Origin of the sequence: Methylobacterium amylolyticum (assembly GCF_030700245.1) — a bacterium.
Lineage (GTDB): Bacteria > Pseudomonadota > Alphaproteobacteria > Rhizobiales > Beijerinckiaceae > Methylobacterium.
Window position 1 is genome coordinate 36,496 of sequence record NZ_JAUYZI010000015.1, and the last position, 26,227, is coordinate 62,722.

General features: G+C 71.9%; 24 protein-coding genes and 1 tRNA gene. 14 read left to right on the plus strand and 11 right to left on the minus strand.

Features of this window, described 5'->3' with window-relative positions; all coding sequences use genetic code 11:
• Positions 1 to 26: 26 nt before the first annotated feature.
• The 4 genes from gltB (at position 27) to Q8W71_RS12665 (ending at position 6,865) form a co-directional block, all read left to right on the plus strand.
• Complete coding sequence (gltB, locus tag Q8W71_RS12650) at positions 27 to 4,721, plus strand: glutamate synthase large subunit (RefSeq protein ID WP_305525731.1); 4,695 nt, start codon at positions 27 to 29, stop codon at positions 4,719 to 4,721.
• A gap of 7 nt (positions 4,722 to 4,728) precedes the next feature.
• Entirely contained in the window at positions 4,729 to 4,965 is a 237-nt protein-coding gene (locus tag Q8W71_RS12655) for an AbrB/MazE/SpoVT family DNA-binding domain-containing protein (RefSeq protein ID WP_305525732.1), read from the plus strand.
• Complete coding sequence (locus Q8W71_RS12660; RefSeq protein ID WP_305525733.1) at positions 4,966 to 5,367, plus strand: type II toxin-antitoxin system VapC family toxin; 402 nt, start codon at positions 4,966 to 4,968, stop codon at positions 5,365 to 5,367. It abuts the gene before it with no gap.
• 67 nt (positions 5,368 to 5,434) lie between these two features.
• Positions 5,435 to 6,865 carry a glutamate synthase subunit beta gene (locus tag Q8W71_RS12665; protein ID WP_305525734.1) on the plus strand — a complete coding sequence of 477 codons (1,431 nt, stop codon included), beginning with the start codon at positions 5,435 to 5,437 and terminating at the stop codon, positions 6,863 to 6,865.
• Positions 6,866 to 6,986: 121 nt separating this feature from the next.
• Here the strand turns inward: Q8W71_RS12665 and Q8W71_RS12670 are convergent, their stop codons facing one another.
• From Q8W71_RS12670 to galE, 3 genes are all read right to left on the minus strand, one after another.
• Positions 6,987 to 8,423, minus strand: coding sequence for an SGNH/GDSL hydrolase family protein (locus Q8W71_RS12670; RefSeq protein WP_305525735.1), 1,437 nt, complete (start codon positions 8,421 to 8,423; stop codon positions 6,987 to 6,989).
• Between the two features lie 90 nt (positions 8,424 to 8,513).
• A complete protein-coding gene (locus tag Q8W71_RS12675) occupies positions 8,514 to 9,743 on the minus strand; it encodes a lytic murein transglycosylase (protein ID WP_370875401.1) in 1,230 nt (409 codons plus the stop codon).
• A 4-nt stretch (positions 9,744 to 9,747) separates the two neighbouring features.
• Positions 9,748 to 10,740, minus strand: coding sequence for a UDP-glucose 4-epimerase GalE (gene galE, locus Q8W71_RS12680; protein ID WP_305525736.1), 993 nt, complete (start codon positions 10,738 to 10,740; stop codon positions 9,748 to 9,750).
• A gap of 168 nt (positions 10,741 to 10,908) precedes the next feature.
• Between galE and Q8W71_RS12685 the strand changes: the two genes are divergently transcribed.
• Complete coding sequence (locus Q8W71_RS12685; protein ID WP_305525737.1) at positions 10,909 to 11,775, plus strand: UTP--glucose-1-phosphate uridylyltransferase; 867 nt, start codon at positions 10,909 to 10,911, stop codon at positions 11,773 to 11,775.
• A 249-nt stretch (positions 11,776 to 12,024) separates the two neighbouring features.
• Here the strand turns inward: Q8W71_RS12685 and Q8W71_RS12690 are convergent, their stop codons facing one another.
• A complete protein-coding gene (locus Q8W71_RS12690) occupies positions 12,025 to 12,921 on the minus strand; it encodes an N-formylglutamate amidohydrolase (protein ID WP_305525738.1) in 897 nt (298 codons plus the stop codon).
• A gap of 206 nt (positions 12,922 to 13,127) precedes the next feature.
• Between Q8W71_RS12690 and cpdR the strand changes: the two genes are divergently transcribed.
• The 4 genes from cpdR (at position 13,128) to Q8W71_RS12710 (ending at position 15,251) form a co-directional block, all read left to right on the plus strand.
• The gene (gene cpdR, locus Q8W71_RS12695) at positions 13,128 to 13,484 is read left to right on the plus strand and encodes a cell cycle two-component system response regulator CpdR (RefSeq protein ID WP_003603128.1); all 357 of its coding nucleotides are present in this window, start codon (positions 13,128 to 13,130) and stop codon (positions 13,482 to 13,484) included.
• Positions 13,485 to 13,560: 76 nt separating this feature from the next.
• Positions 13,561 to 13,842 carry a glutaredoxin 3 gene (gene grxC, locus Q8W71_RS12700; RefSeq protein ID WP_305525739.1) on the plus strand — a complete coding sequence of 94 codons (282 nt, stop codon included), beginning with the start codon at positions 13,561 to 13,563 and terminating at the stop codon, positions 13,840 to 13,842.
• On the plus strand, positions 13,835 to 14,683 hold the full coding sequence (locus Q8W71_RS12705) for a carbon-nitrogen hydrolase family protein (RefSeq protein WP_305525740.1): 849 nt from the start codon (positions 13,835 to 13,837) through the stop codon (positions 14,681 to 14,683). Before grxC ends, Q8W71_RS12705 begins: the two co-directional genes overlap by 8 nt.
• A 70-nt stretch (positions 14,684 to 14,753) precedes the next feature.
• Positions 14,754 to 15,251 carry a DUF1178 family protein gene (locus tag Q8W71_RS12710; RefSeq protein ID WP_305525741.1) on the plus strand — a complete coding sequence of 166 codons (498 nt, stop codon included), beginning with the start codon at positions 14,754 to 14,756 and terminating at the stop codon, positions 15,249 to 15,251.
• Positions 15,252 to 15,269: 18 nt separating this feature from the next.
• Here Q8W71_RS12710 and Q8W71_RS12715 read toward each other — a convergent pair whose 3' ends face one another.
• Together Q8W71_RS12715 and Q8W71_RS12720 are read right to left on the minus strand one after the other, a co-directional pair.
• The gene (locus Q8W71_RS12715; protein ID WP_305525742.1) at positions 15,270 to 15,758 is read right to left on the minus strand and encodes a disulfide bond formation protein B; all 489 of its coding nucleotides are present in this window, start codon (positions 15,756 to 15,758) and stop codon (positions 15,270 to 15,272) included.
• A 2-nt stretch (positions 15,759 to 15,760) separates the two neighbouring features.
• On the minus strand, positions 15,761 to 16,342 hold the full coding sequence (locus Q8W71_RS12720; RefSeq protein WP_305525743.1) for a YqaA family protein: 582 nt from the start codon (positions 16,340 to 16,342) through the stop codon (positions 15,761 to 15,763).
• Between the two features lie 132 nt (positions 16,343 to 16,474).
• Here Q8W71_RS12720 and Q8W71_RS12725 point away from each other — a divergent pair.
• Positions 16,475 to 16,559: transfer RNA gene (locus tag Q8W71_RS12725), tRNA-Leu, on the plus strand.
• A gap of 52 nt (positions 16,560 to 16,611) precedes the next feature.
• On the opposite strand, the gene Q8W71_RS12730 is transcribed toward Q8W71_RS12725, so the two are convergent.
• Entirely contained in the window at positions 16,612 to 17,766 is a 1,155-nt protein-coding gene (locus Q8W71_RS12730; RefSeq protein WP_305525744.1) for an HD-GYP domain-containing protein, read from the minus strand.
• A 316-nt stretch (positions 17,767 to 18,082) separates the two neighbouring features.
• Positions 18,083 to 19,573, minus strand: a complete 1,491-nt coding sequence (locus Q8W71_RS12735; protein WP_305525745.1) for an MDR family MFS transporter — start codon at positions 19,571 to 19,573, stop codon at positions 18,083 to 18,085.
• A 337-nt stretch (positions 19,574 to 19,910) separates the two neighbouring features.
• Between Q8W71_RS12735 and Q8W71_RS12740 the strand changes: the two genes are divergently transcribed.
• The 3 genes from Q8W71_RS12740 (at position 19,911) to Q8W71_RS12750 (ending at position 22,878) form a co-directional block, all read left to right on the plus strand.
• Positions 19,911 to 20,309: an exopolysaccharide production protein YjbE gene (locus tag Q8W71_RS12740; protein WP_305525746.1), complete on the plus strand. Its 399-nt coding sequence runs from the start codon at positions 19,911 to 19,913 to the stop codon at positions 20,307 to 20,309.
• A gap of 332 nt (positions 20,310 to 20,641) precedes the next feature.
• The gene (locus Q8W71_RS12745; protein ID WP_305525747.1) at positions 20,642 to 21,442 is read left to right on the plus strand and encodes a lytic murein transglycosylase; all 801 of its coding nucleotides are present in this window, start codon (positions 20,642 to 20,644) and stop codon (positions 21,440 to 21,442) included.
• A gap of 323 nt (positions 21,443 to 21,765) precedes the next feature.
• Positions 21,766 to 22,878 (plus strand): tlde1 domain-containing protein, encoded by a 1,113-nt coding sequence (locus Q8W71_RS12750; protein ID WP_305525748.1) that lies wholly within the window; start codon positions 21,766 to 21,768, stop codon positions 22,876 to 22,878.
• Between the two features lie 26 nt (positions 22,879 to 22,904).
• Here Q8W71_RS12750 and Q8W71_RS12755 read toward each other — a convergent pair whose 3' ends face one another.
• The 3 genes from Q8W71_RS12755 to Q8W71_RS12765 form a co-directional block, all read right to left on the minus strand.
• Complete coding sequence (locus Q8W71_RS12755; RefSeq protein WP_305525749.1) at positions 22,905 to 23,639, minus strand: DUF3750 domain-containing protein; 735 nt, start codon at positions 23,637 to 23,639, stop codon at positions 22,905 to 22,907.
• Between the two features lie 105 nt (positions 23,640 to 23,744).
• Positions 23,745 to 24,059: a plasmid stabilization protein gene (locus Q8W71_RS12760; RefSeq protein WP_305525750.1), complete on the minus strand. Its 315-nt coding sequence runs from the start codon at positions 24,057 to 24,059 to the stop codon at positions 23,745 to 23,747.
• Between the two features lie 18 nt (positions 24,060 to 24,077).
• The gene (locus tag Q8W71_RS12765; RefSeq protein WP_305525751.1) at positions 24,078 to 25,700 is read right to left on the minus strand and encodes a hybrid sensor histidine kinase/response regulator; all 1,623 of its coding nucleotides are present in this window, start codon (positions 25,698 to 25,700) and stop codon (positions 24,078 to 24,080) included.
• Positions 25,701 to 25,954: 254 nt separating this feature from the next.
• Between Q8W71_RS12765 and Q8W71_RS12770 the strand changes: the two genes are divergently transcribed.
• Positions 25,955 to 26,224: a hypothetical protein gene (locus Q8W71_RS12770; protein ID WP_305525752.1), complete on the plus strand. Its 270-nt coding sequence runs from the start codon at positions 25,955 to 25,957 to the stop codon at positions 26,222 to 26,224.
• Positions 26,225 to 26,227 lie beyond the last annotated feature (3 nt).

A 26,227-nucleotide genomic window follows, 5' to 3' on the forward strand; every position in this document is an offset into this window, starting at 1 on the left:
ACGGGGCGAGGAAGGACGAAGGAAGCATGTCAGCACGCGGACACGCCGACCAGCCGATCGCCCCCCGCGGCGGCGCGAAGCCGCTGATCGTGCGCGACCCGGCCCTTCCCGTCGCCCAGGGCGCCTACGATCCGGCGCGCGAGCGCGACGCCTGCGGCGTCGGCTTCGTCGCCGACATGCACGACCGGCGCACCCACGCCATCGTCGCGCAGGGCCTGCAGATCCTGGAGAACCTCGACCACCGCGGGGCGGTCGGCGCCGACCCGAAGATGGGCGACGGTTGCGGCATCCTCACGCAGATCCCGCACGCCTTCTTCGCCGAGGAGTGCTCGCGCCTCGGCTTCGAGCTGCCGCCCGCCGGCCAGTACGCCGTCGCGCAACTGTTCCTGCCCAAGGCCGAGGAGCCGCGGGCGATGGTCGAGGGGATCGTCGAATCCGCGCTCGCGGCCGAGGGGCTGCCGCTGCTCGGCTGGCGCGACGTGCCGGTCGATCCCTCCGACCTCGGCAAGGCGGTGCTGGAGACCGAGCCGCACCACCGGCAGGCCTTCATCGGCCGCCCGGCCTCGGTGACCGACCAGGACGCCTTCGAGCGCCGCGTCTTCGTCGCCCGCAAGGTGATCTCGAACAAGGTCTACGGCCTCGACGACCCGCGCGTGAAGGCGTTCTACCCCGTGTCGGTGTCGACCCGGACGATCGTCTACAAGGGCATGGTGCTGGTCAACCAGCTCGGGAACTACTTCCTCGACCTGAAGGACGACCGCTTCGTCTCGGCCCTGGCGCTGGTCCACCAGCGCTTCGCCACCAACACCTTCCCGACCTGGCGCCTGTCGCACCCCTACCGGATGGTCGCGCACAACGGCGAGATCAACACGCTGCGCGGCAACGTGAACTGGATGGCGGCGCGGCAGGCGAGCGTCGATTCCGAGCTGTTCGGCAACGACATCTCGAAGCTCTGGCCGATCTCCTACGAGGGCCAGTCCGACACCGCCTGCTTCGACAACGCCCTCGAATTCCTCGTGCAGGGCGGCTACCCGCTCGCCCACGCGATGATGATGCTGATCCCCGAGGCCTGGGCGGGCAACCCGCTGATGGGCGAGGAGCGGCGCGCCTTCTACGAGTACCACGCCGCGCTGATGGAGCCGTGGGACGGCCCGGCGGCCGTGGCCTTCACCGACGGCCGCCAGATCGGCGCGACGCTCGACCGCAACGGCCTGCGGCCGGCCCGCTACGTCGTCACCGACGACGGGCTCGTGCTGCTCGCCTCCGAGATGGGCACGTTGCCGATCCCGGACGAGAAGATCGTCCAGTCCTGGCGCCTCCAGCCCGGCCGCATGCTCCTGATCGACCTCCAGAAGGGCCGGATCGTCTCCGACGAGGAGATCAAGGGCGAGCTGGCCGCCGCGCACCCCTACGCGGAGTGGGTGCAGCGGACCCAGATCGTGCTGGAGGAGCTGAAGCCCGTGGTGCCGCGCGAGAGCCGGAGCGACGTGAGCCTGCTCGATCGCCAGCAGGCGTTCGGCTACACCCAGGAAGACCTCAAGCTCCTGATGGCGCCGATGGCCGTGACCGGCCAGGAGGCGGTCGGCTCGATGGGCACCGACACGCCGCTCTCGGCGCTCTCCGAGAAGTCGAAGCTGCTCTACACCTACTTCAAGCAGAACTTCGCGCAGGTGACCAACCCGCCGATCGACCCGATCCGCGAGGAGGCCGTGATGAGCCTCGTCTCGTTCATCGGGCCCCGGCCGAACCTGCTCGACATGGAGGGCGCGTCGCGGCGCAAGCGCCTCGAAGTGCGCCAGCCGATCCTGACGAACGGGGATCTCGAGAAGATCCGGTCGATCGGCCACTTCGAGGACCGGTTCGACACCAAGACCCTCGACATGACCTACCCGGCCGAGAACGGCGCGGCGGCCATGGAAGGGGCGCTCGACCGGCTCTGCGACCGCGCCGAGGCGGCGGTGCGCGGCGGCTACAACATCATCGTGCTGACCGACCGCGCGGTCGGGCCGGACCGGATCCCGATCCCGGCGCTGCTCGCCACCGCGGCCGTGCACAACTACCTGATCCGCAAGGGCCTGCGCACCTCGGTCGGCCTCGTGGTCGAGTCGGGCGAGCCGCGCGAGGTGCACCACTTCGCGTGTCTCGCCGGCTACGGCGCCGAGGCGATCAACCCCTACCTCGCCTTCGAGACGCTGCTCGCGATGAAGGGCGAGTTCCCGCCGGACCTCACCGACGACGAGATCGTCTACCGCTACATCAAGGCGATCGATAAGGGCCTGCTCAAGGTCATGTCCAAGATGGGCATCTCGACCTACCAGTCCTATTGCGGCGCTCAGATCTTCGACGCGGTGGGCCTCAACTCGGCCTTCGTCGACCGCGACTTCTTCGGCACGGCGACGACGATCGAGGGCGTCGGCATGCCCGAGGTCGCCGAGGAGACGGCGCGCCGCCACCGCGACGCGTTCGGCGACGCCCCGGTCTACCGCAACGCCCTCGACGTCGGCGGCGAGTACGCCTACCGGCTGCGCGGCGAGGCCCACACCTGGACGCCGGACACGGTGGCCACGCTCCAGCACGCGGTGCGCCTCAACGTGCCCGAGCGCTACCGGGAATACGCCCGGCTGGTGAACGACCAGGAGCAGCAGCTCAAGACCCTGCGCGGCCTGTTCCGCATCCGCTCCGCCTCCGAGCTCGGCCGCGCGCCGATCGACCTCGACGCGGTCGAACCGGCCTCCGAGATCGTCAAGCGGTTCGCCACCGGGGCGATGTCCTACGGCTCGATCTCGAAGGAGGCGCACGAGACGCTCGCGATCGCGCTCAACTCGTTCGGAGGGCGTTCGAACTCCGGGGAGGGCGGCGAGGAGGTGGAGCGCTTCAAGCCGCTGCCCGACGGCCGCTCGCGCCGCTCGGCGATCAAGCAGGTCGCCTCCGGCCGGTTCGGCGTGACCACCGAGTACCTCGTCAACTCGGACATGATGCAGATCAAGGTGGCGCAGGGGGCCAAGCCCGGCGAGGGCGGTCAGCTCCCCGGCCACAAGGTCGACGCCAAGATCGCCAAGGTCCGCTACGCGACGCCGGGCGTCGGCCTGATCTCGCCGCCGCCGCACCACGACATCTACTCGATCGAGGATCTGGCGCAGCTCATCTTCGACCTGAAGAACGTCAACCCGTCGGCCGAGGTCTCGGTCAAGCTCGTCTCCGAGGTCGGCGTCGGCACCGTCGCGGCCGGCGTCGCCAAGGCGCGCGCCGACCACATCACCATCTCCGGCTACGACGGCGGCACCGGCGCGGCGCCGCTGACCTCGCTGAAGCACGCGGGCGGTCCCTGGGAGACGGGGCTCGCCGAGACGCAGCAGACGCTGGTGCTCAACGCCTTACGCGGCCGCGTCGCGCTCCAGGCCGACGGCGGCATCCGCACCGGCCGCGACGTGATGATCGCCGCCCTGCTCGGCGCCGACCAGATGGGCTTCTCCACCGCCCCACTGATCGCGGCCGGCTGCATCATGATGCGCAAGTGCCACCTCAACACCTGCCCGGTGGGCGTGGCGACGCAGGACCCCGTGCTGCGCAAGCGCTTCAAGGGCACGCCCGAGCACGTGGTGAACTACTTCTTCTTCGTGGCCGAGGAGGTGCGGGAGATCCTGGCCGCGCTGGGCTTCACCAAGCTGGAGGAGGTGGTCGGCCGCTCCGACATCCTCGACAAGGTCGAGGCCATCGACCACTGGAAGGCGCGCGGCCTCGACTTCACCAAGCTGTTCCACCGGCCGAACGTCGGCCCGGAGACGGCGATCCGGCACGTCGAGACCCAGCATCACCCGATCGAGCACGTCCTCGACCGGCGGCTGATCGAGGGCGCGCGCCGCGCCATCGAGACCGGCGAGCCGGTGGTGCTGACCGACACCATCCGCAACTCGGACCGGGCGGCCGGCGCGATGCTGTCCGGCATGGTCGCCAAGGCGCACGGCCACGACGGCCTGCCGGACGACACGATCGTCGTAAAGCTCGCCGGCACCGCCGGGCAGAGCTTCGGCGCCTGGGTGGCGGCGGGGGTGACGCTCGAACTCTCGGGCCACGGCAACGACTACGTCGGCAAGGGCCTGTCGGGCGGCAAGCTGATCATCCGGCCGAGCGACGCCCTGAAGGCCCCGCAGGACCGAACCATCATGGTCGGCAACACGGTGCTGTACGGGGCCATCGCCGGCGAGTGCTACATCCGCGGCTCCGCGGGCGAGCGCTTCGCCGTGCGCAACTCCGGCGCGATCGCGGTGGTCGAGGGCATGGGCGACCACGGTTGCGAGTACATGACCGGCGGCGTCGTGGTGTCGATCGGCGAGACCGGTCGCAACTTCGCGGCCGGCATGTCGGGCGGCCTCGCCTACGTCCTCGACGCGGACGGGTCGTTCTCCAAGCGCTGCAACCTGTCGATGGTCGATCTGGAGCCCGTCGAGGAGGAGGACGACCTGATGCGGCGCTTCCACCAGGACGGCGACCTGGAGACCAAGGGCCGGGTCGACATCCTCGCCGACATGTCCGGCCACGACGAGGAGCGGCTGTCGCAGCTCATCACCAACCATCTCAAGTACACGGGCAGCCCCCGCGCCAAGGCGATCCTCGACGATTGGGCGAGCTACCGCACCAAGTTCGTCAAGGTGATGCCGGTGGAGTACCGCCGGGCACTGCGCGAGATGGAGATGGCGCGGATGCCGGTGGCGGCGGAGTAGGTGGGCGATGGCGGAGCGGCAGGCACGCGTGCGCTTGATCCGAACGGAAGGCGGACAGAGGCTCGATATCCCGCCCGGCTTCATGCTGGGCGGGGACGAGGCTCTGTTGCGCGCCGAGGACGGGCGCCTCGTCGTCGAGCCGATCCGGAGCGCCTCGCTCCTCTCCGTCCTCGAAGGACTGGAAACGCTCGACGAGGATTGGCCCACCATCGACGACCCGCGGCCGGACGATGTCCGACTGTGAATGCGCTACCTGCTCGACACCAATATCCTCTCGGCGCTGGTGCGCTCGCCGAAGGGTAGAATATCCGAGCGTATCGGCCACGTCGGAGAGGTGAACGTCTACACCAGCGTCGTCGCGGCGGCGGAACTCCGCTTCGGGGCGGCACGCAAGGGCTCGGAACGGTTGTCGCGGCAGGTGGAAGCGGTTCTGGCGGCGATCCCGGTCGCGGCTTGGCAGCCGCCCTTCGATCGGGTCTACGCCGATCTGCGGCTGGGGCTCGAGCTGGCCGGGACACCGATCGGCGCGAACGACCTGCTGATCGGGAGCCATGCGCTCGCGGACGGAAGCATCCTGGTCACGGACAACACGAGGGAGTTCGAGCGGATCACCGGGCTGACGATCGAGAACTGGCTTCGAGCCTGACACGCGTCACGCGGCGATGCGACACGCACTTCTGGACAGAGATATAGCGGCGCGATTGGACTGACCGATGGGCAAGATCACGGGTTTCCTCGAATTCGACCGGCAAGAGCAGAAGTATCAGCTCGCCGCCGATCGGGTCCGGCATTTCCGCGAATTCACCCTGCCGCTCGACGAGCACGACCTGACCAAGCAGGCGGCCCGCTGCATGGATTGCGGCATCCCGTTCTGCCACGGTCCGACTGGCTGCCCGGTCCACAACCAGATCCCGGACTGGAACGACCTCGTCTTCCAGTCGGACTGGGAGGAGGCATCGCGCAACCTGCACTCCACGAACAACTTCCCCGAATTCACCGGCCGCGTCTGCCCCGCGCCCTGCGAGGAGGCGTGCACGCTCAACCTCGAGAACCAGCCGGTCGCGATCAAGACGATCGAGCAGGCGATCGCCGATCGGGCCTGGAACATGGGCTGGATCAAGCCGGAACCGGCGCAGGCCCGCACCGGCAAGCGGGTGGCCGTCGTCGGATCCGGCCCGGCCGGCATGGCGGCGGCCCAGCAGCTCGCCCGCGTCGGCCACGACGTGCACGTGTTCGAGCGCGAGCCGAAGGCGGGCGGCCTGCTCCGCTACGGCATCCCCGACTTCAAGATGGAGAAGCGCCACATCGACCGCCGCGTGCGCCAGATGGAGGCCGAGGGCGTCGTCTTCCACTACAACCAGAACATCGGGGTGACGAAGTCGGTCGAGGAACTGAAGGCCGAGTTCGACGCGGTGATCTTCTGCGGCGGCGCCGAGGACCCGCGCAACCCGCAGCTTCCGGGACAGGACATGGAGGGCGTGCACTACGCCATGCCCTACCTCGTGCAGTCGAACCGCCGGGTCGGCCACGAGCCGATGCGCGGCAACGGCGAGGCGCCGATCCTGGCCGCCGGCAAGGACGTGGTGGTGATCGGCGGCGGCGACACCGCCTCCGACTGCGTCGGCACCGCCTTCCGCCAGGGCGCCCTGTCCGTCACCCAGCTCGACATCCGGCCCCGCCCGCCCGAGCGCGAGGACAAGCTGTCGGTGTGGCCGTACTGGCCGACCAAGATGCGGACCTCGTCGAGCCAGGCAGAGGGCGCCGAGCGCGAGTTTCAGGCGGCCACGCTGCGGCTCGAAGGCAAGAAGGGGCAGGTCACCGGCGTGGTCTGCGCCCGCGTCGATGCCAAGCGCCAGCCGATCCCCGGCACCGAGTTCGTCCTGCCGGCCGACCTCGTGTTCATGGCGATCGGCTTCGCCGGCTCGATGCAGAAGGGCCTCGTCGAGCAGTCCGGCGTCACCGTCACCAAGCGCGGCAACGTCGAGGCGAACGAGGCGGATTACCGCACCTCCGATCCCAAGATCTGGGCGGCCGGCGACATGCGCCGCGGCCAGTCGCTGGTGGTCTGGGCGATCCGCGAGGGCCGCCAAGCCGCCCGCGCCATCGACGAGGCGCTGACCGGCGCGAGCGTGCTCCCGCTCTGAGTCTCCGTCGACTCTCTCGCGGGTCCGGACCAAGTTTCCGGGCCCATAATGCGCGCATCCCCGCGCGCCGTGGTCCGTCCCGAGGCGTCCTGAGGCTCGGCCGCGAAATCCGGGAAAAAAATCAGCCTGGCGGCCAGCGGAAGTCGTCGGCCCGGCCCGGTTGCGGCAGGGGAGCGTTGCCGCGCTGGAGGGTGCGCTCGACGGTCCCGTAGGCGTCGCCCTCGCGCGGGCGGCCGGTCAGCAGCGCGCCGCCGGGCGAGGTCTCGGCGCGGCCGAGCGGCATAACCGGACCGGCCGCGGGCTTGACCGGCAGGGCGGGCACGCCCGGCGGCTCGGGCAGGCTCGGCAGCATGGCGGTGATCTGGCGGTCGATCGTCGCCGTATCGGTCGCCGCGGGCGCCGCCCCGTCGAGGCTCGGCGCGGTTCCCGCGGGCGCGGTCGGGGCGGTCGCCGTGGCGGGCTGCTCGGTCACGGCCGGGGCCGCGATCCCCATCAGGCGCTTCAGCTCGATGTCGGCGAAATGCGCGAGCTTGCGGTTGCCGGCCTTGGTGAAGTGCACCCCGTCGGTCGTGCGGAGCTTGGCGATCTGGCCCTCCGGATCCGGGCCCGAGGCGGCGTAGCGGTCGCGGTCGTCGACGAAGCCCGGCCAGATGTCGACGTAGGTGGCGCCGGCCTTCGTCACGGCCTCGCGGGCGATGTCGTTGATCGCCGCCAGATCGCGGCTGAGCGCCTCGCTCTGCATCGGCGGAAGGCCGACCCAGATCAGCGGGACCTTCCGGTCGGCGAACACCTTGACCAGCGCCTCGACCCGGCCGCGGTACAATTCGCGCCAGCGGTCGGTCAGGGGGTCGAAGGTCTGGTCTCCCTCGCGGATCGGCTGACGATCGTTGGCGCCGACCATGACGAGGGCGAAGCGGGTCTTCGGGTTGGCCTGGAGGTAGTCCTCGGCGGCCTTGGGCCAGTCGACCACGTCCTTGCGCACGAGGCCGCTGTCGCCCTTGGCGCGGTCGGCCACGTCCACGTCGGCGTTGTCCTCGAAGACGTCGTCGAGGCCGCGGGCGAGGTGGTCGGCGAGCGAATCGCCGAACACCGCGATCCGCACGTTCGGCTCGGTCTTGGCGATGGCGGGCTTCGGCGTCTCGGGCGCACGGGCCGGCCGCACCCGGCGCTTCGCCGCCGGGCGCTGGGCATCCGCGGTGCCGGTGTTGACCCGCGGCCGCGGCGGGCGGGCGCGGTAGGTCCGCTCAGGCTGCGGCGCCGCCTGTTGCGGCCGGTCCTCCCAGGGCCAGTAGAACTGGCGCGGCGCCTCCTGGGGCTGCGGCGCGTAGCGGGGCGCGCGCCCGTAGCCGCCGTCGTCCCGGTAATAGGCGTCCCGCGAGCGGCGCCGGGGCGGAGGCTGGTAGTAGGCGCCGTTGCCGGCATCGCCGTAGCTGTCACCCCACTGGGCGTGCGCCGGCGCGGCCTGGAAGAGCGGCGGGACGACGAGGCACGCGAGCAGGCCGAGCACGACCCGCAGGGCCCGCGTGCCTCGATCGGTCCCGGCAGGTCCGGTCAGCATCCCACCATCCTCTGCGGCCGGGCTCCCTGGGGCGCGCCGCCGGTCGCATCGTACCGGATGCGGGCGCGTTCGTCTAAACGGGCGCGCGGGTCACGGCCGGGCGCCGCCGCGTCCCTGGAGCCGGGCCAGCAGCGCCGGCGTGGCGTAGCCGTCGGCAGGCAACCCTTCGCGGATCTGGTAGCGGCGCACCGCCTCGCGCAGCTTCGGCCCGGCCCGGCCGTCGGCCTCGCCCTGATACAGGCCCTCGGCCGCGAGGCCGGTCTGGAGCCCGCGCAGGCCGGCGCCGTCGAGGCGGGTGGCGGCGGTCGGCCAGGGCGCCGTCAGCGCCGGGCCGCCGCCGATCCGGTCGGCGAGATGGCCGACGGCCAGCGCGTAGGCATCGGACGTGTTGTAGGCCCGGATCACCTCGAAATTGTCGGTGATCAGGAAGGCGGGCCCGCCGAGGCCGCCGGGCAGGAACAGGCTGGCCCTGCCCGCGCCCGGCAGCGCCCCCCCGTCGGCGCGGCGCACGCCGCGGGCGGCGAAGTCGGAGAGGTCGCCCGCGTAGCGGGTCAGGTCGAACCCCTCCGGAAGCGTCACGGCGTAGCCCCAGGACAGGGCCGGGTTCCAGCCGCGATCCTTCAGGTAGCCTGCGATGGAGGCCAGGGCGTCCGCGTCGTCCGTCCAGATGTCCCGGCGCCCGTCCCCGTCGAAGTCGACGGCGTGGGCGAGGTAGGTCGAGGGCAGGAACTGCACCTGCCCCATCGCGCCGGCCCAACTGCCGCTCATGCGCTCCGGCGCGATGTCGCCGCGTTCGAGGATCTGCAGCGCGGCCAGAAGCTCGTCGCGGAACAGGGTGCCGCGATGGCCGGCCTGCGCGAGGGTGGCGAGCGCCCGGATCGTCGGGACGGTGCCGGCGCTGGCCCCGAAATCGGATTCGACCCCCCAGAAGGCCAGCACCACCGGTCCGGGGATTCCGGTCCGGGCCTCGATGGCGCGGAGCGTGTCGGCCAGCGCCGCGCCGCGGGCGCGCCCCCGGGCGATGCGGCCGGGTGAGACCGCGCCGACGAGGTACTCCCAGACCGGCCGCCCGAACTCGCCCTGCTTGCGGATCCGCGCCAGCACGGCCGGATCCGGCCCGCGCACGGCGCCCAGGGCGGCCTCGAAGGTCTTCCGGGACACGCCGCGCGCGGCGGCGTCGGGGCGCAGGGCCTCCACGAAGGCCCGGAAGGCCGGGGCGTCCGCGGCCGGCGTCGCGGGCGCGGCGCCCGCGATCACCGGCACGAGGCTCGCGGACGCGCAGGCGAGGAGGGCGGCCGCGAGCGCGGGGAGCCGGATCATCGCGTCAGATCCGGTTGCGTCTGGCGAGCGCGTCCTCCCAGGCGAGCGCCTGCGAGACGATCGCGTCGAGGTCGTCGTGGACCGGGCGCCAGCCGAGCGTCGCCCGGATCCGCTCGGCGCCGGCCACGATCCGCGCCGGATCGCCGGCCCGCCGCGGGCACAGCCGCACCGGGAAGTCGCGCCCGGAGACCCGGCGCACCACCTCCGCCACCTCCAGCACCGAGTAGCCCCGCCCGTAGCCGCAGTTCAGGGTCAGGCTTTCCCCGCCGCCGCGCAGATGCGCCAGCGCCAGACGGTGCGCCTCGGCGAGGTCGCTGACCTGTATGTAGTCGCGCAGGCAGGAACCGTCCGGCGTCGGGTAGTCCGTGCCGTACACGTCCAGGCCGCCCCGCCGCCCGAGCGCCGCCTGGGTGGCGACCTTGATCAGGTGGGTGGCGTCGGGCGTCGATTGGCCGGCGCGCCCGCCCGGGTCGGCCCCAGCGACGTTGAAGTAGCGCAGGATGACGTAGCCGAAGCCGTGGGCGGCGGCGGCGTCGGCGATCATCCACTCGCTCATCAGCTTGGAGCGGCCGTAGGGGTTGATCGGCCGCGGCTCCAGCGTCTCCGGCACCGGCACGGTCGCCGGCTCGCCGTAGACGGCGGCGGTCGAGGAGAAGATCACGTGGCGCACCCCCGCCTCGACCGCCGCGGCGACCAGGGCGCGGGTCTTCACGGTGTTGGCGAGGTAGTAGCCCAGCGGGTCCGCCACGGAGTCCGGCACCACGATCCGGGCGGCAAAGTGGGCCAGCGCGTCGATCCCGTGCGCGCGGATCGTCGCGGCCACCAGCTCCTGGTCGGCGACGTCGCCCACCACCAGACGGACCCCCTCGGGCACCGCCCAGTCGTAGCCGGTCGACAGGTCGTCCAGGACCACGACCTCGTCGTGCCCGGCGTCGAGGAGCGCCAGCACCATGTGGCTGCCGATGTACCCCGCCCCACCCGTCACCAGTACAGCCATCCGACAGCCCTCCCGCGGACCCTGGGGTATGCGCCGCAGACGATATATTTACGGCGGCGTGCCTCAAGCTGGCGCGCTCCGGGCCTTGCGACCCGCGGCGCCAGCCTGTTGTCATCGCCCGATACGCCGACCGTACCGCTCCCGTCACCTCCCCGGGGTTCCCGCTCGATGAAACCGATCCGCAAGGCCGTCCTGCCCGTCGCCGGCTTGGGCACCCGCTTCCTGCCCGCCACCAAGGCCGTGCCGAAGGAGATGCTGACCGTGGTCGACCGCCCGGTGGTGCAGCACGTGGTCGACGAGGCGCGCGAGGCCGGCATCGAGCACTTCATCTTCGTCACCGGCCGCGGCAAGGCGGTGATCGAGGACCATTTCGACATCGCCTACGAACTCGACCGCACCCTCCAGGAGCGGGGCAAGCAGGCGGCGTTCGAAGCGTTGCAGCGCGACCTGCCCAAGGCCGGCCAGACCAGCTTCACCCGCCAGCAGGCGCCGCTCGGCCTCGGCCACGCGGTGTGGTGCGCCCGCGAGATCGTCGGCGACGAGCCCTTCGCCGTGCTCCTGCCCGACATGCTGAGCCGCGGCTGCATGGGCCAGATGCTCGCCGCCTACGAGCGCCACGGCGGCAACGTGATCGCCGTCGAGGAAGTCGCCCCCGAGGAGACGCACCAGTACGGCATCGTCAGCGTCGGCGAGACCTTCGGCCAGACCTTCGAGATCACCGGCATGGTCGAGAAGCCGAAGCCCGGCACCGCGCCGTCGAACTTCATCATCTCCGGCCGCTACATCCTCCAGCCCGAGATCTTCCCGATCCTCGAGCACGGCAAGAAGGGCGCCGGCGGCGAGATCCAGCTCACCGACGCGATGATCGACCTGATGGCCGAGCAGTCGTTCTTCGGCATGCGCTACGAGGGACGGACCTACGACACCGGCTCGAAGATCGGCTTCCTCACCGCCAACCTCGCCTACGCCCTGGAGCGGGACGATCTCGCCGGGCCGCTGAAGGCCGAGATCAAGCGGCTGCTCGCGGAGCGTTGAGCGCGCCCGACGCGGCGGAGCCATGCACGCCACGCGGGCGGCGCAAGCAGATCCAGGCTTGCGTTTTGTGCGCCGCACTTTACTTTGTGCATTGCGAGATCGCGATGGCGTCGCGGTCCCGCAGCCCTTCTTGGGCGTTTCCTCCCTAGACTTCGGGCCGCTCCTTCGGGAGTGGCCTTTTTTCTTGGCCGATCTTCTCGGCTCGTGGACCGGCCAGCGCGATCGGCCCAGCCGGCTGCACGGCGGCCCCTATTCGGCGGCCATGCGCCTCGGCGTCAGGTCCGCCGTCGCGGCGACCGCGGAGACGACGGCCCGCAGCGCTTCCGCCAACGCCGAGAAGCCGGCGCTCATCGCGAGGCTCGCCTCGTTCATGTAGAGCGCGCGGTTGATCTCGATCTGAAGGGCGTGGCGGCCGAGGTTCGGCTCGCCGTAATGCTCGGTGATGAAGCCGCCCGCGTAGGGTTTGTTGCGCACCACCCGGAAGCCGCGGCCGCGCAACTGCGCCTCGAACGCCTCGATCAGGCCCGGCGCGCAGGCGGTGCCGTAGCGGTCGCCGAGCACCATGTCGGCCTTGGCCTCGTCGCGGCCGAGGCTCGACGACGGCATCGAGTGGCAGTCGATCAGGAGGCAGTGGCCGTGCATCTTCGCCGTGCGCTGGATCAGCCCGCGCAGCGTCCGGTGATAGGGCTTGTACAGCCCGTCGATCCGCGCGGTGGCCTCCGCGACCGGGAGCCGGCCGGCGTAGATCTCCTGCCCGTCGGCCACCACCCGGGGCACCGTGCCCAACCCCCCGGCCACCCGCATCGAGCGCGTGTTGGCGAACGGCGGCAGGCGCCCCTCGAACATCCGCGGGTCGAGCTCGTAGGGTTCGCGGTTCACGTCGAGGAAGGCGCGGGGGAAGTTCGCCCGTAGCAGCGGCGCGCCGAGCCCGACCGTGAAGCCGAACAGCCGGTCGACGTGGGCGTCTTCCGAGCGGCGCAGGGTCAGGGCATCGAGGCGGGAGGCGGCCAGGAAGGCCGGCCGGTAGACCGACCCGGAATGGCCGGTGTTGAAGACGAACGGGATGGTGTGGGCGACCGGCTCGTCCACCGCGAAGGCCGGTGCGAAGCCGAAGGCGTCGGTCTGTTCCGTCTCGGGCGTAGTCATCGTCGGCGGGGCATCCCGGCGCTCGGAAGGACACGGCGTGCGTGCACTGTGGGGCCCCTGCCTGCCCCTGTCCACTGCGTCGCGGCAGCCGCTCTGCCGCCTAGATCGCGACCCGCGACCGGCCGACCCGCAAATCCTAACACCTTGTTTACCACCGCGTCCCTTTATGGGATCTACGCATCGATTCGAGGGCCCGGAACCGTCCGATGAAAATCCTCCTGGCGGAAGACGACAACGACATGCGCCGCTTCCTGGCCAAGGCGCTCCAGAACGCGGGCTACGACGTCCTCTCCTTCGACAACGGCCTGTCGGCCTACAACCGCCTGCGCGAGGAGCCGTTCGAACTCCTGCTGACCGACATCGTGATGCCGGAGATGGACGGGATCGAGCTGGCCCGCCGCGCCACGGAACTCGACCCGGACATCAAGGTGATGTTCATCACCGGCTTCGCCGCGGTGGCGCTCAACCCGGACTCCAAGGCGCCGAAGGACGCCAAGGTCCTGTCGAAGCCGTTCCACCTGCGCGACCTCGTCAACGAGGTCGAGAAGCTGCTGGCCGCCTGAGGGCGTGTCCCGCCGGACATAGGCAATCCCGCGCGCCCGCCCCTATATGACGGGGACGTCACGGGCGGAACGGCGCATGCGAGCGGTTACGATCTACACCACGGCCTGGTGCCCCTACTGCTCGGCGGCCAAGGGCCTGCTGGCCAAGAAGGGGATCGCGTTCCAGGAGATCGACGTCGAGCGGGTGCAGGGCGCCCGCCAGACGATGATCGAGCGCGCGGGCGGGCGGACCAGCGTGCCGCAGATCTTCGTGGCCGACACCCATGTCGGCGGCTGCGACGACCTCTACGCCCTCGACCGGTCCGGCAAGCTGGATCCGCTGCTGGCGGATCGCGCCGAGGAGGGGGCCGATGCCTGAGCGCTTCGTCGCCGCCTGCGTGCAGATGCGCTCCGGCCGCGACCCCGCGGCCAACCGCGACGCGGCGGTGGCGGGGGTGCGCGAGGCCGCGGCCGCGGGGGCTCGCTTCGTCCAGACCCCGGAGATGACCTCCCTGGTCGAGCGCAGCCGCGAGCGGCTGTTCGAGGTCGTGACCGACGAGGATCGCGACATCACGCTCGCCGCCCTGCGCCAGACGGCGCGCGAGACCGGGGCGATGGTCCAGATCGGGTCGATCGCCGTGCGCGCCGGCGACAAGATCGCCAACCGCGCCTACCTGATCGGCGCGGACGGCGCGATCGTCGCCGCCTACGACAAGATGCACCTGTTCGACGTGGATCTGCCGAGCGGCGAGCGCTGGCGGGAATCGGCGACCTACACCGGCGGCGCCTGCGCGGTGCTCGCCGCCACGCCGCTCGGCCGGATCGGGCTGACCATCTGCTACGACATCCGCTTTCCGGCCCTCTACCGGGCGCTCGCGGAATCCGGGGCCGAGATCCTGACGGCGCCCGCCTGCTTCACCCGGCAGACGGGCGAGGCCCACTGGCACGTGCTCCAGCGGGCCCGGGCGATCGAGACCGGCGCCTTCGTGATCTCGGCGGCCCAGGGCGGAAGGCACGCCGACGGCCGCGAGACCTACGGCCACTCGCTGATCGTCGATCCCTGGGGCCGGGTGCTCGCCGATGCCGGCGGGGCGGAACCCGGGGTGATCCTCGCCGAGATCGACCTCGCCACCGTGGCCGATGCCCGGGCGCGCATCCCCGCCCTCCAGCACGGCCGCCCCATCACCGTCGAGCGCGTCGGCGCGCCGCCCTCGTCCTGACGCGCTCCCCGGTGCCGGGCCCGACCCGGCACGGCGCAGAGCGCTCCCATCGTCGCCCAGCAGCAGCAGAATGATCCGGTACAGTCTCGTCTGCGAAGCCGGCCACGGCTTCGAGAGTTGGTTCCCGTCCTCCGAGTCCTACGATGCGCAGGCGGCGCGCGGCCTCGTCACGTGCCCGGTCTGCGACACCGCCCGGGTCGAGAAGGCGCTGATGGCTCCCGCGATCGCCCGCACCGACCGCGCTCCGGCCCGAGTCCCGACCCAAGTTCCAGCCCATCCCCCGGCCGAGCCGGCCGAGACCCCCGCACCCGTCGAGGCGCCGTCCGTGCCGATGATCGCCGAGCCCGAGCGGCGGCTGCGCGCGATGCTGCGGGCGCTCCGCGAGCACGTGGTCGCCCATTCGGAGCATGTCGGCGCCCGCTTCCCCGAGGAGGCGCGCAAGATCCACTACGGCGAGAGCGAGGAGCGCTCGATCTACGGGCAGGCGAGCCCGGAGGAGGCCCGTGCGCTGGTCGAGGAGGGCATCGACGTGGCCGCGCTGCCGCTCATGCCCGACGACCGCAACTGAGTTCCATCGCGCCGAAGGCTACGGCCGTGCCGCGGCCGTCCCGGCGAGCGAGGCCAGGGCGAAGGCGATCAGCGCGTTCCAGCCGGCGAGCGAGAGGCCGAGGACCCGCAGGGCCGCGGTGGAGCAGTCGACGACCCGCGTGCTTTGGAGGGCGTTGAGGAAATCGACCACCCCCTGCGGGTTCGCCCCCGTGCCGCCGCCGCAATCGCTCGGCCCCGGCCAGAAGCCCCATTCCGCCCCGGCGTGGTAGACGCTCAAGCCCGCGCCGTAGAGGAGGCCCAGAGCCGCGAGCCCGAGCGCGAGGCGCGCCAGACGCTCGGGGGCGAACAGCGCGATCAGCGCGAGCGGCACCGCGGCGTAGTAGGGCAGCCGCTCGGTGAGGCACAGCTTGCACGGGGCGAAGCCGTACCCGTGCTGGAGCACGAGGGCCACGCCCACCGTCAGGGCGGCGGCGATGGCGAGCCAGAGGGCGGTGGTCTTGATCCGGAGCAGCGCGGCCGTGTTCATCGCTACAGCACCACCTTGAAGAGCACGAAACCGAGGACGATCACCGCCACGGAGATGGCGGCGACCGCGTTGAGATGCCGGTCGAGCACGCCGCGGATCTGGACGCCGTAGCGCCCGAGCAGCGCCGCCAGCAGGAAGAAGCGCGCGCCGCGCGTCACCAGCGACAGGACCGTGAACCAGAACAGGCTGTAATGGGCGAAGCCCGAGGTGATGGTGACGAGCTTGTAGGGGATCGGCGTCAGCCCCTTCAGCAGGATCACCCAGTGCCCGTACTCCGCGTAGGAGGCCTCGAACGCGGCCGCGGAGTTCTGAAGCCCGTAGAGGCGGATCAGCCACTGCCCGAGCGAGTCGAACAGCAGCGCGCCGATCGCGTAGCCGGCGAGGCCGCCCGCGACCGAGGCCAGCGTCGCGACCGTCGCGTACAGCCACACGCGGTCGGGCCGGCTCACGGCCATCGGGACCATCATGGCGTCCGGCGGGACCGGAAAGAACGAACTCTCGGCGAACGCCACCGCGCCCAACGCGTAGGGCGCCGACGGCCGGTCGCTCAGCGCGAGGATCCAGGCGTAGAGCCTGCGGAGCATCGGGGCGGTCCGGAGCTTTCAGGGAAGGGGCCGCCCTTTGAGCACAGGGGAACCGGCAAGGCCAGACCGAACCGGCGGGCGGTCGAAAAGCCCCTGGCCTCCCGGCGCGGCCTGTGCGAAGAGCCCGGGCACGCGGGTATGGCGGAACTGGTAGACGCGGGCGACTCAAAATCGCCAGCCGCAAGGCGTGGGGGTTCGATTCCCTCTACCCGCACCATCATCCGCTGCTCCGGTCCGCACTCCCGGGTTGCCGACGGCACCGCGGCGGCTCACGCTCCGGAATAGAAGCCCGAGCCTTCGGGGCGGCCCGAACCCGGCTCGCCTTGGAGCGCGCTGATCTCCCGCAGCAGCGCCGGCACCCGCGTCCACGGCTCCCGCGAGGGCAGCCGGGCCGCGGAGCCCGCGCCCCCGTACACGGCCGCGATCTCCGCCCGGCAGCGGGTGAAGGCCGCCACGCAGGCCGGATCGAAGTGGCGCCCGCTCTCCGCCTCGATGGCGGCGAACGCGTCCTCGAACGCCAGGGCCGCCTTGTAGGGGCGCCGGGTGGTGAGCGCGTCGAACACGTCCGCCACCGCCACGATCCGGGCCGCGAGCGGGATGTCGCGTCCGGCGAGACCGCTCGGATAGCCGCCGCCGTCCCAGTGCTCGTGATGGGCGCCCGCGATCTCCGCCGCGAGCTGGATCAACTCCGACTCACTCTCGCCCAGGATGCGCTGCCCGATCGTGGCGTGTGTCTTCACGAGGGCGAACTCCTCCGCGTCGAGCTTGCCGGGCTTGAGCAGGATCCCGTCCGGCACCGCGACCTTGCCGACGTCGTGGAGGGGCGCGGCGAGGTAGAGGCGGCGGCACGCGTCGGGCGCGAGCCCCAGCGCCTCGGCGATCAGTCGGCTGTAGGACGCGACGCGCCACGTGTGATCGCCGGTGTCGTTGTCGCGATACTCGACCGCCAGCGAGAGGCGGAAGATGATCTCTTCCTCCCGCTCGTGCAGGTGGCGCAGGGCCGCCTCCATCGCACCGTCGAGCCGCGCCGCCTGCTCGGACAGGCGCCGGACCGCACCCGCCAAGCGGACGAAGTTGCGCAGGCGGGTGTGCAGTTCCAGTCCCCGCGTGCGCTTGTCGAGGAAGTCGGTCGCCCCGACCTCCAGGGCGGCCATGCGGGTCGCGTCGCACACGTCGCTGGTGATCATGATGACCGGCACCTGCGCGTAGTGCGCGATCGTGCGCAGCGCCCGGATGAAGGCGATGCCGGTCATGTCGGGCATGTGGAAGTCGACCAGCACGAGGTCGAAGGCCCGCATCTGCGCTTCGAGCAGGGCGGCCGCTGGATCGGCATGGTCGGCCACGGCGACGCCCGGCTCGCCTTCGAGAAGCCTGCGCATGCGCAGCCGCATGGTCGAACTGTCGTCGACGAGGAGAGCGTCCATGGAAGCGATCCCCGTCATGCCGCCGTCGCCCGGCCGAGCGCGTGCTTCATGCCCGCCGAGCGCGGGCGCCGCGGCATCACGGACGATCGGCGCGCGCAGCGCGCCGACGGCCACGGATGAATCGCGTAAGCGGGTGCGCCGGACGGCATGACAACTCGGTGCGGACGGGAAGGTGTCTCACACCAAAGCTGTATTCGGATGTTCTGTATCTTCGGTTAAGTGAAAGTTCAACCCAAGGAGGATCTAATTAATTTGCTCCTCTGTGAGTTGTATCAACTTCCCTTGTGGGACGCGCGGGCCGCGCGCGGGCCCGGCCTCACTCGGTGACGGTCGCGTGACGGGCGACCCCGCGCTCGCCCAGCGGACGCTCCTCCACCAGAGCGAGGAAGATCAGCGCGAGGACGAGGCCGGCGCAGGCGGCCCAGAACACCCAGCGGAAGGTCAGGGCGAGCCGCGCGACGTCGGCGCCGCGGATCAGGCTCTCGATGTCGTGACCGGAATTCACGTCGCTGGCGAGGCCGCCGAGCACGATGGTCCCGAAGGCCGCGACGATCAGGGCGCCCCCGAGCGAGCGGAAGAAGTTCATCGAGGCCGTGGCGATGCCGAGTTCGTGCGGCTGCACCGCGTTCTGGATCGAGATGGTCGAGAGCGGCAGGATCGTCCCGAGGCCGGTCGAGAGGAGGGCGAGCAGCACTTCGAGCAGCCACAGCGGCAGCGCCCGCCCCATGAGCGCGATCGTCGCGCAGCACAGGATGCTCACGGTCATCAGCGCCAGCGGCAGGCGCTTGTAGTGGCGGAAGTACAGCATCGAGCGGCCCGACAGGGTCGCCCCGGTCACGGTGCCGGCCATCAGCGGCACGAGCGCCACCCCCGACTCGCTGGCGGAGAGGCCAATCACCCCTTCGAGGTAGATCGGCACGTAGATGGTCAGGCCGATGAAGGTGCCCATCGCGAAGCAGGCGGCGAGCGTCGCGGTGCACACCACCGGGTCCCGCAGGACCGCTGCCGGGATCAGCGGCTCGGGCGCGGTGGCGAGCCGGGCCGCGAAGCCGGCGCCGAGCCCGAGCGCGGCGGCCAGCAAACCGAGGATGGGGGCCGAGTCCCAGGCGTAGCGCACGCCGCCCCAGCTCAGGGCGAGCAGCAGGCTCGTCGAGGCCAGCACCATCAGGGCCGCGCCGGGATAGTCGAGCCGGTGCCGGCGCTCGTGGCGCGGCAGGCGCTTCAAGTTGGCGTTCGTGAGCGCGAAGGCGAGAAACCCGATCGGCAGGTTGATCCAGAAGATCAGCGACCAGTGCAGATGCTGGGCGAAGAATCCGCCGAGCAGCGGCCCCGCCACGGAAGCCGTCACGAACACGCTGGCGATCACTACCTGGTAGCGCGCCCGCTCCTTGGGCGACATGATATCGGCGAGGATGGTCTGCGACAGGGCGATCAGGCCGCCGCCGCCGATCCCCTGGAGGCCCCGGGCGAGCGCGAGCCCCACCATCGTCGGCGCGAGCGCGCAGGCCAGCGATCCGAGGCTGAAGGTCGCGATCGCGATCAGCAGCATGATCCGGCGGCCGTGGATGTCGCTGAGCTTGCCGTAGAGCGGCGTCACGGCAGTGGACGCCAGCAGGTAGGCGGTGACGATCCAGGGCAGGTTGGTCGCGTCGCCGAGATCGTGGCCGATGGTCGGCATCGCGGTCGCGACGATCGTCTGGTCGAGGGCGGCCAGAAGCATCGCGGTCATCAGGCCGGCAAGGATCGCGCGGATCTCCGCGGGCTCGAGGCGCCCCTGTGCCGATGCGGGCGACTGCGGCGGGTTCATGCGCGACTCTCGGTCCCCGGATCCGGTGCAGCGGGCTGCCCGTTCGCCGCGGCCCGTCGCGCTCTCGCGCGGCGGCCGCGCGGAAGCACCCGTCCACGGATCCGCCATCGCCCGGATCCCCACGCCGCGCAACCGAGCTTGACCGTCGGTGATGCGGCCGAGCGTTGTCCTGTGCGGGGGGCTGGCCCCGACCCGGCGGCGGCCTCCGCTCTCCGCGCACGCACGGCGGCCGGCCCGGTCGTTCCGCGCGAACTCGGGCGCGAGGCCGGTGCCCCCGCGGAACATTCCGGAGGAGCCGGCGCTTTGGCAGTCGCGTTAACCAGAAGAGGTAAACCCGATGACACGTGCACGCGTTGGTGCCGCCGCCGCGCTCCTGCTGCTCACGGCCGGGACGGCCTTCGCCGCCCCCTGCAACACCGGGGCGACGAAGCCGAAGGCTCCGGACCAGCAGGCCGCCAATCCCAAGAGCTCCGACGTCGACGCGTCGAGCAAGAATCTGGCCGGTGGCCAGCAGCCGGCCTCGCCCGGCACCGTGGGCGCCATGAACAATGTCGGCGCCGCGCAGACCGCCGCCCGCCAAGCCCCGACCGAAGCCGGATCGCGGGCGAACGAAACCGATCCGGCCGCGAAGAACCTCGCCGGCGGCCAGCAGCCGGCCTCGCCCGGCACCGTGGGCGCGATGAACAACGCCGCGGCGGCCCGGCAGACGACGGGCTCGACCGGCGACGGTTGCTGAGCGCGCGGCAGGCCCGGCCGTAACCGCCGGGTCGCTGCGCCGTCCATCACGCCGCGGATGCGGGGCAGGCGACGATCCGCTCCGCGTCCCGGCGCGCCGCCATTCCAGGAATCCGCCGCAGCGACGGGCAGGTCCCTCGGCGCTACACCGCGCGAAAATCCGAAGTTGTCCGACCGCCCGCCTCGCCATCACGACGTGCGCCGGTCGCCGCGATGTGCTTTATGCCTGGATTAAAGCCAAGCTGCCGCGGCGGCCCGACGGATCATCGACCGGTGATGCGGTTCCGGAGACCGACTGAGACGGGCCGCGCGGCGCGCCAGAGGAGTCTTCGCGTGATCGGGAACAAGCGTCGCATCAGTCTCGCCGCTGGAGCGCTCGCCGCGCTCGCCTGCGCAGCCGTCGGGCGGGCCGAGGCGGCCCAGTGCGGCAACACTGCCGCCGGCTTCGACGCGTGGAAGCGCGAGTTCGCCGACGAGGCGCGCGGGCGGGCCAGCGCCGCCAGCCTCGCGGCGCTGATGAACACCACCTACTCCACCGCGACCATCTCCGCCGACCGCGGCCAGAAGAGCTTCCGCCTCAGCCTCGACCAGTTCCTGGCCAAGCGCGGCGGGCCGGCCATCGTCTCGCGCGGGCGGGCGCTCAAGCGCTCGCAGGCGGCGCTGTTCGACCAGATCGAGCAGCGCTACGGCGTGCCGCCGGGGCCGCTCCTGGCCATCTGGGGCATGGAGACGGGCTTCGGCGCGGTGAAGGGCAACGTCAACACCCTCTCGGCCGTCGCGACCCTGGCCTACGATTGCCGCCGCTCGGCCTTCTTCACCGACCAGCTCTACGCCGCACTCACCCTGATCGACCGGGGCGTGCTCAATTCCGGGACCCGCGGCGCCGCGCACGGGGAGATCGGCCACACCCAGTTCCTGCCGAAGAACGTGCTGACCTACGGGACCGGCGGCGACCTCAACAACGTCAACGCCGCCCTGACGTCGACCGCCAACTTCCTCAAGGCGCACGGCTGGCGGGCAGGCGCGGGCTACCAGCCCGGCGAGCCCAACTTCGTCGCGATCCAGGGCTGGAACGCCGCCCCCGTGTACCAGCGCGCGATCGCGCTCCTGGGCAAGCAGATCGACGGGGACTAGAGCGCTCGCCGCCGAAGTGGTTGCCGGTTCGGCGAAAGACAGCGCGTCGAGAACGAGGGCTTGGAACTGTTTCCGATCGCAGCGCGATCGGCAGCCGTTCTCGCGCCGCCCCCGCGGGCACGCGGACCGCAATGCGGCGGAACCGGGGAGAACGCCCGGTCCGCCCGAAATCCGTCGCGAACGATCCCAGCTTGACCACGTCGGCGCCGCATTAACGCCCGGCGCCGCGCGCTGTCTGCCGCGGCGCGGAGTCCGCCGCGACGCGTCCGATCCGTCGGGCGTGTCCGGGCCTCCGCTTCCAGACGCGGAGCACGAGCGCCCGGATGATCGAACCCGCACCGTCGAACGCGCCCGCGAGCGGGGCGGCGCACGCGCCCGCAGCGTCGCGCGCCCGCGGTTTCCTCGGCCCCGCGACCGTCCTCGCGGCGGCCGTGGCCCTCGCCGCCCTCGGCAGCGCCCTGCCGCCCCGGGATCCGCCTTTGGCGGCCCGCCCCGAGACCGCGCAGGTCGAAGCAGTCATTCCCGCCACGGCCGAAGTCGCCGACGCCGTGGCGGCGCCCGTGCTCGATCCCTGGCCGGGCACCCTCGGCGGACCGCTCTCCCGCTGGGCCTGGGCCGGGCCCGCGACCTCCGCCGACGCGGCCTCGGAGCTGGGCGCGCCCGAGGCGTCCGATCCCGCCACGCCCGCGGCCGAGGGCCCGCCGGTCGCCGAGCCGCCCCGCGCCGTCATGACCGTGCCGCTGCCGATGCCGCGGCCGCCCGAGCTGCGCCAGCCGGTGGATCCCGTCCGCCGGGCCGAGCGTCCCGGCCGCCGGCAGGCTGCCCTGCCGCCTCCGCCGCCGCCCGCGGAGGACGATCGCTCGTTCCTGGAGAAGCTGTTCGGGATCGAGCGGGGACCGGCCCTGGCCTACACCGCCCTGGAGAGCCGGCCGGCCATCGTCGCGCCGCGGCCGCGCCTGAGCCCGCCGCTGGCCCCGCCGTCGGCGGCCGCCGAAGGGGGCGTCGCCGTCTACAACATCGCCGCGCGGACGGTGACGCTGCCCGGCGGCGAGCGCCTGGAGGCACATTCCGGCCTCGGCGAGATGATGGACGATCCCCGCAACGTACACGTCCGGATGCGCGGCGCCACCCCGCCCGGCACCTACACCCTCACCGAGCGCGAGCAACCGTTCCACGGGGTGCGGGCGATCCGCCTCACCCCGGTCGGCGGCCCGGAGGCGATCTACGGGCGCGTCGGGCTCCTGGCCCACACCTACATGCTCGGGCCGAGCGGCGCCTCGAACGGCTGCATCTCGTTCCGGGACTACGACCGCTTCCTGCAGGCCTTCCTCCGCGGCGAGATCCAGCGCGTCGTCGTCGTGACCGGGACCAGCGATCCGCTGCCCGTTGTCGCCCAGCAGGGCTCCGCGGTGCGGATGGCCCGGGCGGGCGAGTAGACCGGGTCCCGGCGGGCCGCCCGCCGTCAGATCCCGACCCGCCCGATCGCCGGCAGCTTGAGGCCGGGCCGGCGCAGGTCGAGCCCGGCGACGCCGCCGAGGATGTTGATCTCGATGCCCTCGACCCAGGCCAGCGTCACGCCGAGGTAGCCGCCGAGGTTGATCCGCAGGCCGGTCCCCGACGGGGTCCGGCCGATCCAGCGGCCGTCGTAGGGGAAATCCTTGCCGATCGCCGTGGCGGGCAGGCTCGCCCGGATCTCGGGCACCGCGGCCATCACCGCGGCCACGAAGGTGTTCGAGTTCGGCCCCGGCCACACCACGTAGTCGCCGGGCTTGGCGTAGCGGTACTCCGCCACCGCCCGGCGGATGCGCGGCAGCATCGCCTCGGCCTCGGCACCGTCCGCGGCGAAGACGGTCTCCGGCGCGTTGCCGAACCACCGTCCGTCCGGCACGAATCGGTCCACCCAGATCGGCTCGCCCCAGGCGGTGTAGTCGAACCGGCGGTAGGTGCGCTCGCCGGCGCCCTTGATGACGATCCAGCTATGGGTCGCCACGATCCCGCGCCAGCTCACCGTCCGCGCGGAGAAGATCCGCACCACGGCGCCGGGATAGGTCTCGGCCCGGGGGAGGAGGCCGGCGCTGGACCGGTCGGCGAGACGCCAGTCGCCGCGCTCGCGCAGCGCGTAGAGCGCCGCCGAGACGGCGACGGGCGCGACGAACAGCACGGCGAGGGCGACGAGCGCGATCCGGAGCAGCGACACGGGGCTTCACGGGGAGATGCGGGGCGGAGAACCCGATATGGCCCCGCTCCCCTCGCAACGACAGGCGCTGCCCTGTGCGCCCGCGCACCCCGGGATCCCGAAACGTCAGGCCCGCGCCTCGGCCCGGGCCTTGCGCGTCGCCGCCGCCTTCTTCGCGGAGGCCGAGCGCTGCTCCGCCGTGCGTCCGGCCGACGCCTTGCCCCCGGCCGCCCCGCCCTTGTGCGCCGCCGGATGGGCCGTGGCCTTGCCGCGGCCGGAGCCGCCGGGCGCCTTGCCGCCGCCGTCGTCCTTGTTGACCGTGGCCCAGGCGCGGGCCTCGGCCTCCCGCTCCGGCACGCCGCGCGCCTCGTAGGATTCGGCGATGTGTTCGGCCTTGCGCTTCTGCTTGCCGGTGTACTTCGACTTGTCACCCTGGGGCACGGCGCTCTCCTCGCGGGCTCAGCTCACCCCGGTCGGACCGTCGAGGATCGCGCGGACGCGGCGGATCAGCTCGGTGCGCCGGTAGGGCTTGTTCAAAAGGTCGAACTCCGAACCGCCGATGTCGGTTCGCTCCAGGCTCGCTTCCGCGTAGCCGGTGGCGAGCAGCACCTTCAGCCGCGGCTGCCGGCGGCGGGCCTCGCGGGCGAGCATCACCCCGTTCATGCCGCCGGGCATGATCAGGTCGGTGAACAGCATGTCGATGCGCTCGCTCGAATCGAGGATCTCCAGGGCCTCGCGGGCATTGCCGGCCATCAAAGTCGTGTAGCCGAAGTCGCGCAGGATGATCCGGGCGAGTTCCGCCACGTCCTGGCGGTCGTCCACGATCAGGATCGTCTCGGTCCCCGGCCGGTCCACCGCCCGCAGGGCGACCTTGGACGGCGCGGCGGTCTCGCCCTCGGTGGCGGGGAACGACAGGCTCACGGTGGTGCCCCGGCCCAGGGCCGACTCGATCTGCGCCGCCCCGCCCGACTGCTTGGCGAAGCCGTAGACCATCGACAGGCCGAGCCCGGTGCCCTTGCCCTCCTCCTTGGTGGTGAAGAACGGGTCCATCACCCGGGCCAGCACGGCGGCCGGGATGCCGGTGCCGCTGTCGCGGATCGCCACGGTGACGTAGCGGCCGTCGCGCAGGGGCCCGACATCGTCGCCGGCCGCCGCGGCGACCGTGCGGTTCTCCGTGGTGATCCGCACGGTGCCGCCGTCGGGCATCGCGTCGCGGGCATTGATCAGGACGTTGAGGATCGCGACCTCGGCCTGGGTCGGATCGACCCGGCAGTTCCACAGGTCGGCGGCGAGATTGAGTTCGACGCGCACCGGCTCGCCCAGGGCGCGGGCGACCATGTCGCCCATCCCCTCGATCAGCATGTTGAGGTTGACCGCGCGGCCGTCGAGCCGCTGCTTGCGGGCGAACGCCAGGAGCTGCTGGGTCAGCGTCGTCGCACGCTCGGCGGCCTGCCGGATGTTCTCGGTGGCCCGCCCCAGCCGGGCGCGGTCGGCCTCGGGCTTGGCGAGGCCGGCGGCGAGGATGTCGACGTAGCCGACGATGACCTGGAGCAGGTTGTTGAAGTCGTGGGCGATGCCGCCGGTGAGCTGTCCCAGCGCCTCCATCTTCTGGGCCTGCCCCAGCGCGTCCTCGGCGTCGCGGCGCCGCGACACGTCGAGCTGCGAGCCGAAATAGTACACGAGGTCGCCCGCCGCGTTGTAGACGGGGGATACGAACAGCGCGTTCCAGAAGGTCGAGCCGTTCTTGCGGTAGTTCAGGATCTCGGTGGCGAACTCGCGCCGCTCGGCGATCGCGCTGCGGACCTGCGCGACGGTCTCGGGATCGGTCTCCGGCCCCTGAAGGAAGCGGCAGTTGCGGCCGACCAGCTCCTCGGGGCCGTAGCCGGTCATCGCCAGGAAGGCGCGGTTGGCGAAGATGATCGGGTTGTCGGGCTGGCGCGGATCGGTGACGATCATCGGCATCCGCGTCGTCTCGACGGCCGCGAAGAAGATGTCGCTGTGCGGGTCGCCGACATCGGCCGCCTGTCCCGTGTCGACGCGAGCCGCGGCGCCGACGGGCGGTGTCTCGGGCGTGTCGGGCATGCGGCGCGGGCTTCGTCTCTCAAAACGGTCTCGAAGGCGGTCCGGGCGGGTGCGGAGGCCGGACGGGAGTCTAGGGGCGCGGCGCGCAAAGTCGACCGCGCCGGCACGACCTTTCGCGCCGCGTCCGCGCAGCCGGCGCCACAGGATGTTGCCGGCGAGCATCTTCCCGCACAGATTGTACAAAGGCCATCTTGAACTCCCGCGCGGCGACCGACAGTCTTCGCGGCTATTCGCGCGGCGGAGGCCAACGGACGATGTCGAAGGCAGCGGCCCTGCCGGCGGAGCTGACCGCACCGGGCATCGACGTCGTGTTCATCGCGCCCGACGACACCACCGGCGGCCGGGGCGGGGCCCATCAGCGGACCGTGTCGTTCGCGCCCGGAGAGCCCATCCCGCGGGTCGGGGAGTGCGTGATCATCGCGCTCGGCGGCCCGGCCGCGCGCTGGCAGGTCGAGGATGTGGCCCACGTCTTCGAGGATCGCGGCCACGGCATCGCGATCAAGCTCGCGCCGCCGCCCGCCTGAGGC

Excerpts from the sequence above, each read along its gene's own strand:
- gltB (WP_305525731.1), top strand. The coding sequence starts at position 27 with ATGTCAGCACGCGGACACGCCGACCAGCCGATCGCCCCCCGCGGCGGC.
- Q8W71_RS12655 (WP_305525732.1), top strand. The coding sequence starts at position 4,729 with ATGGCGGAGCGGCAGGCACGCGTGCGCTTGATCCGAACGGAAGGCGGA.
- Q8W71_RS12660 (WP_305525733.1), top strand. The coding sequence starts at position 4,966 with ATGCGCTACCTGCTCGACACCAATATCCTCTCGGCGCTGGTGCGCTCG.
- Q8W71_RS12665 (WP_305525734.1), top strand. The coding sequence starts at position 5,435 with ATGGGCAAGATCACGGGTTTCCTCGAATTCGACCGGCAAGAGCAGAAG.
- Q8W71_RS12670 (WP_305525735.1), bottom strand. The coding sequence starts at position 8,423 with ATGCTGACCGGACCTGCCGGGACCGATCGAGGCACGCGGGCCCTGCGG.
- Q8W71_RS12675 (WP_370875401.1), bottom strand. The coding sequence starts at position 9,743 with ATGATCCGGCTCCCCGCGCTCGCGGCCGCCCTCCTCGCCTGCGCGTCC.
- galE (WP_305525736.1), bottom strand. The coding sequence starts at position 10,740 with ATGGCTGTACTGGTGACGGGTGGGGCGGGGTACATCGGCAGCCACATG.
- Q8W71_RS12685 (WP_305525737.1), top strand. The coding sequence starts at position 10,909 with ATGAAACCGATCCGCAAGGCCGTCCTGCCCGTCGCCGGCTTGGGCACC.
- Q8W71_RS12690 (WP_305525738.1), bottom strand. The coding sequence starts at position 12,921 with ATGACTACGCCCGAGACGGAACAGACCGACGCCTTCGGCTTCGCACCG.
- cpdR (WP_003603128.1), top strand. The coding sequence starts at position 13,128 with ATGAAAATCCTCCTGGCGGAAGACGACAACGACATGCGCCGCTTCCTG.
- grxC (WP_305525739.1), top strand. The coding sequence starts at position 13,561 with ATGCGAGCGGTTACGATCTACACCACGGCCTGGTGCCCCTACTGCTCG.
- Q8W71_RS12705 (WP_305525740.1), top strand. The coding sequence starts at position 13,835 with ATGCCTGAGCGCTTCGTCGCCGCCTGCGTGCAGATGCGCTCCGGCCGC.
- Q8W71_RS12710 (WP_305525741.1), top strand. The coding sequence starts at position 14,754 with ATGATCCGGTACAGTCTCGTCTGCGAAGCCGGCCACGGCTTCGAGAGT.
- Q8W71_RS12715 (WP_305525742.1), bottom strand. The coding sequence starts at position 15,758 with ATGAACACGGCCGCGCTGCTCCGGATCAAGACCACCGCCCTCTGGCTC.
- Q8W71_RS12720 (WP_305525743.1), bottom strand. The coding sequence starts at position 16,342 with ATGCTCCGCAGGCTCTACGCCTGGATCCTCGCGCTGAGCGACCGGCCG.
- Q8W71_RS12730 (WP_305525744.1), bottom strand. The coding sequence starts at position 17,766 with ATGGACGCTCTCCTCGTCGACGACAGTTCGACCATGCGGCTGCGCATG.
- Q8W71_RS12735 (WP_305525745.1), bottom strand. The coding sequence starts at position 19,573 with ATGAACCCGCCGCAGTCGCCCGCATCGGCACAGGGGCGCCTCGAGCCC.
- Q8W71_RS12740 (WP_305525746.1), top strand. The coding sequence starts at position 19,911 with ATGACACGTGCACGCGTTGGTGCCGCCGCCGCGCTCCTGCTGCTCACG.
- Q8W71_RS12750 (WP_305525748.1), top strand. The coding sequence starts at position 21,766 with ATGATCGAACCCGCACCGTCGAACGCGCCCGCGAGCGGGGCGGCGCAC.
- Q8W71_RS12765 (WP_305525751.1), bottom strand. The coding sequence starts at position 25,700 with ATGCCCGACACGCCCGAGACACCGCCCGTCGGCGCCGCGGCTCGCGTC.
- Q8W71_RS12770 (WP_305525752.1), top strand. The coding sequence starts at position 25,955 with ATGTCGAAGGCAGCGGCCCTGCCGGCGGAGCTGACCGCACCGGGCATC.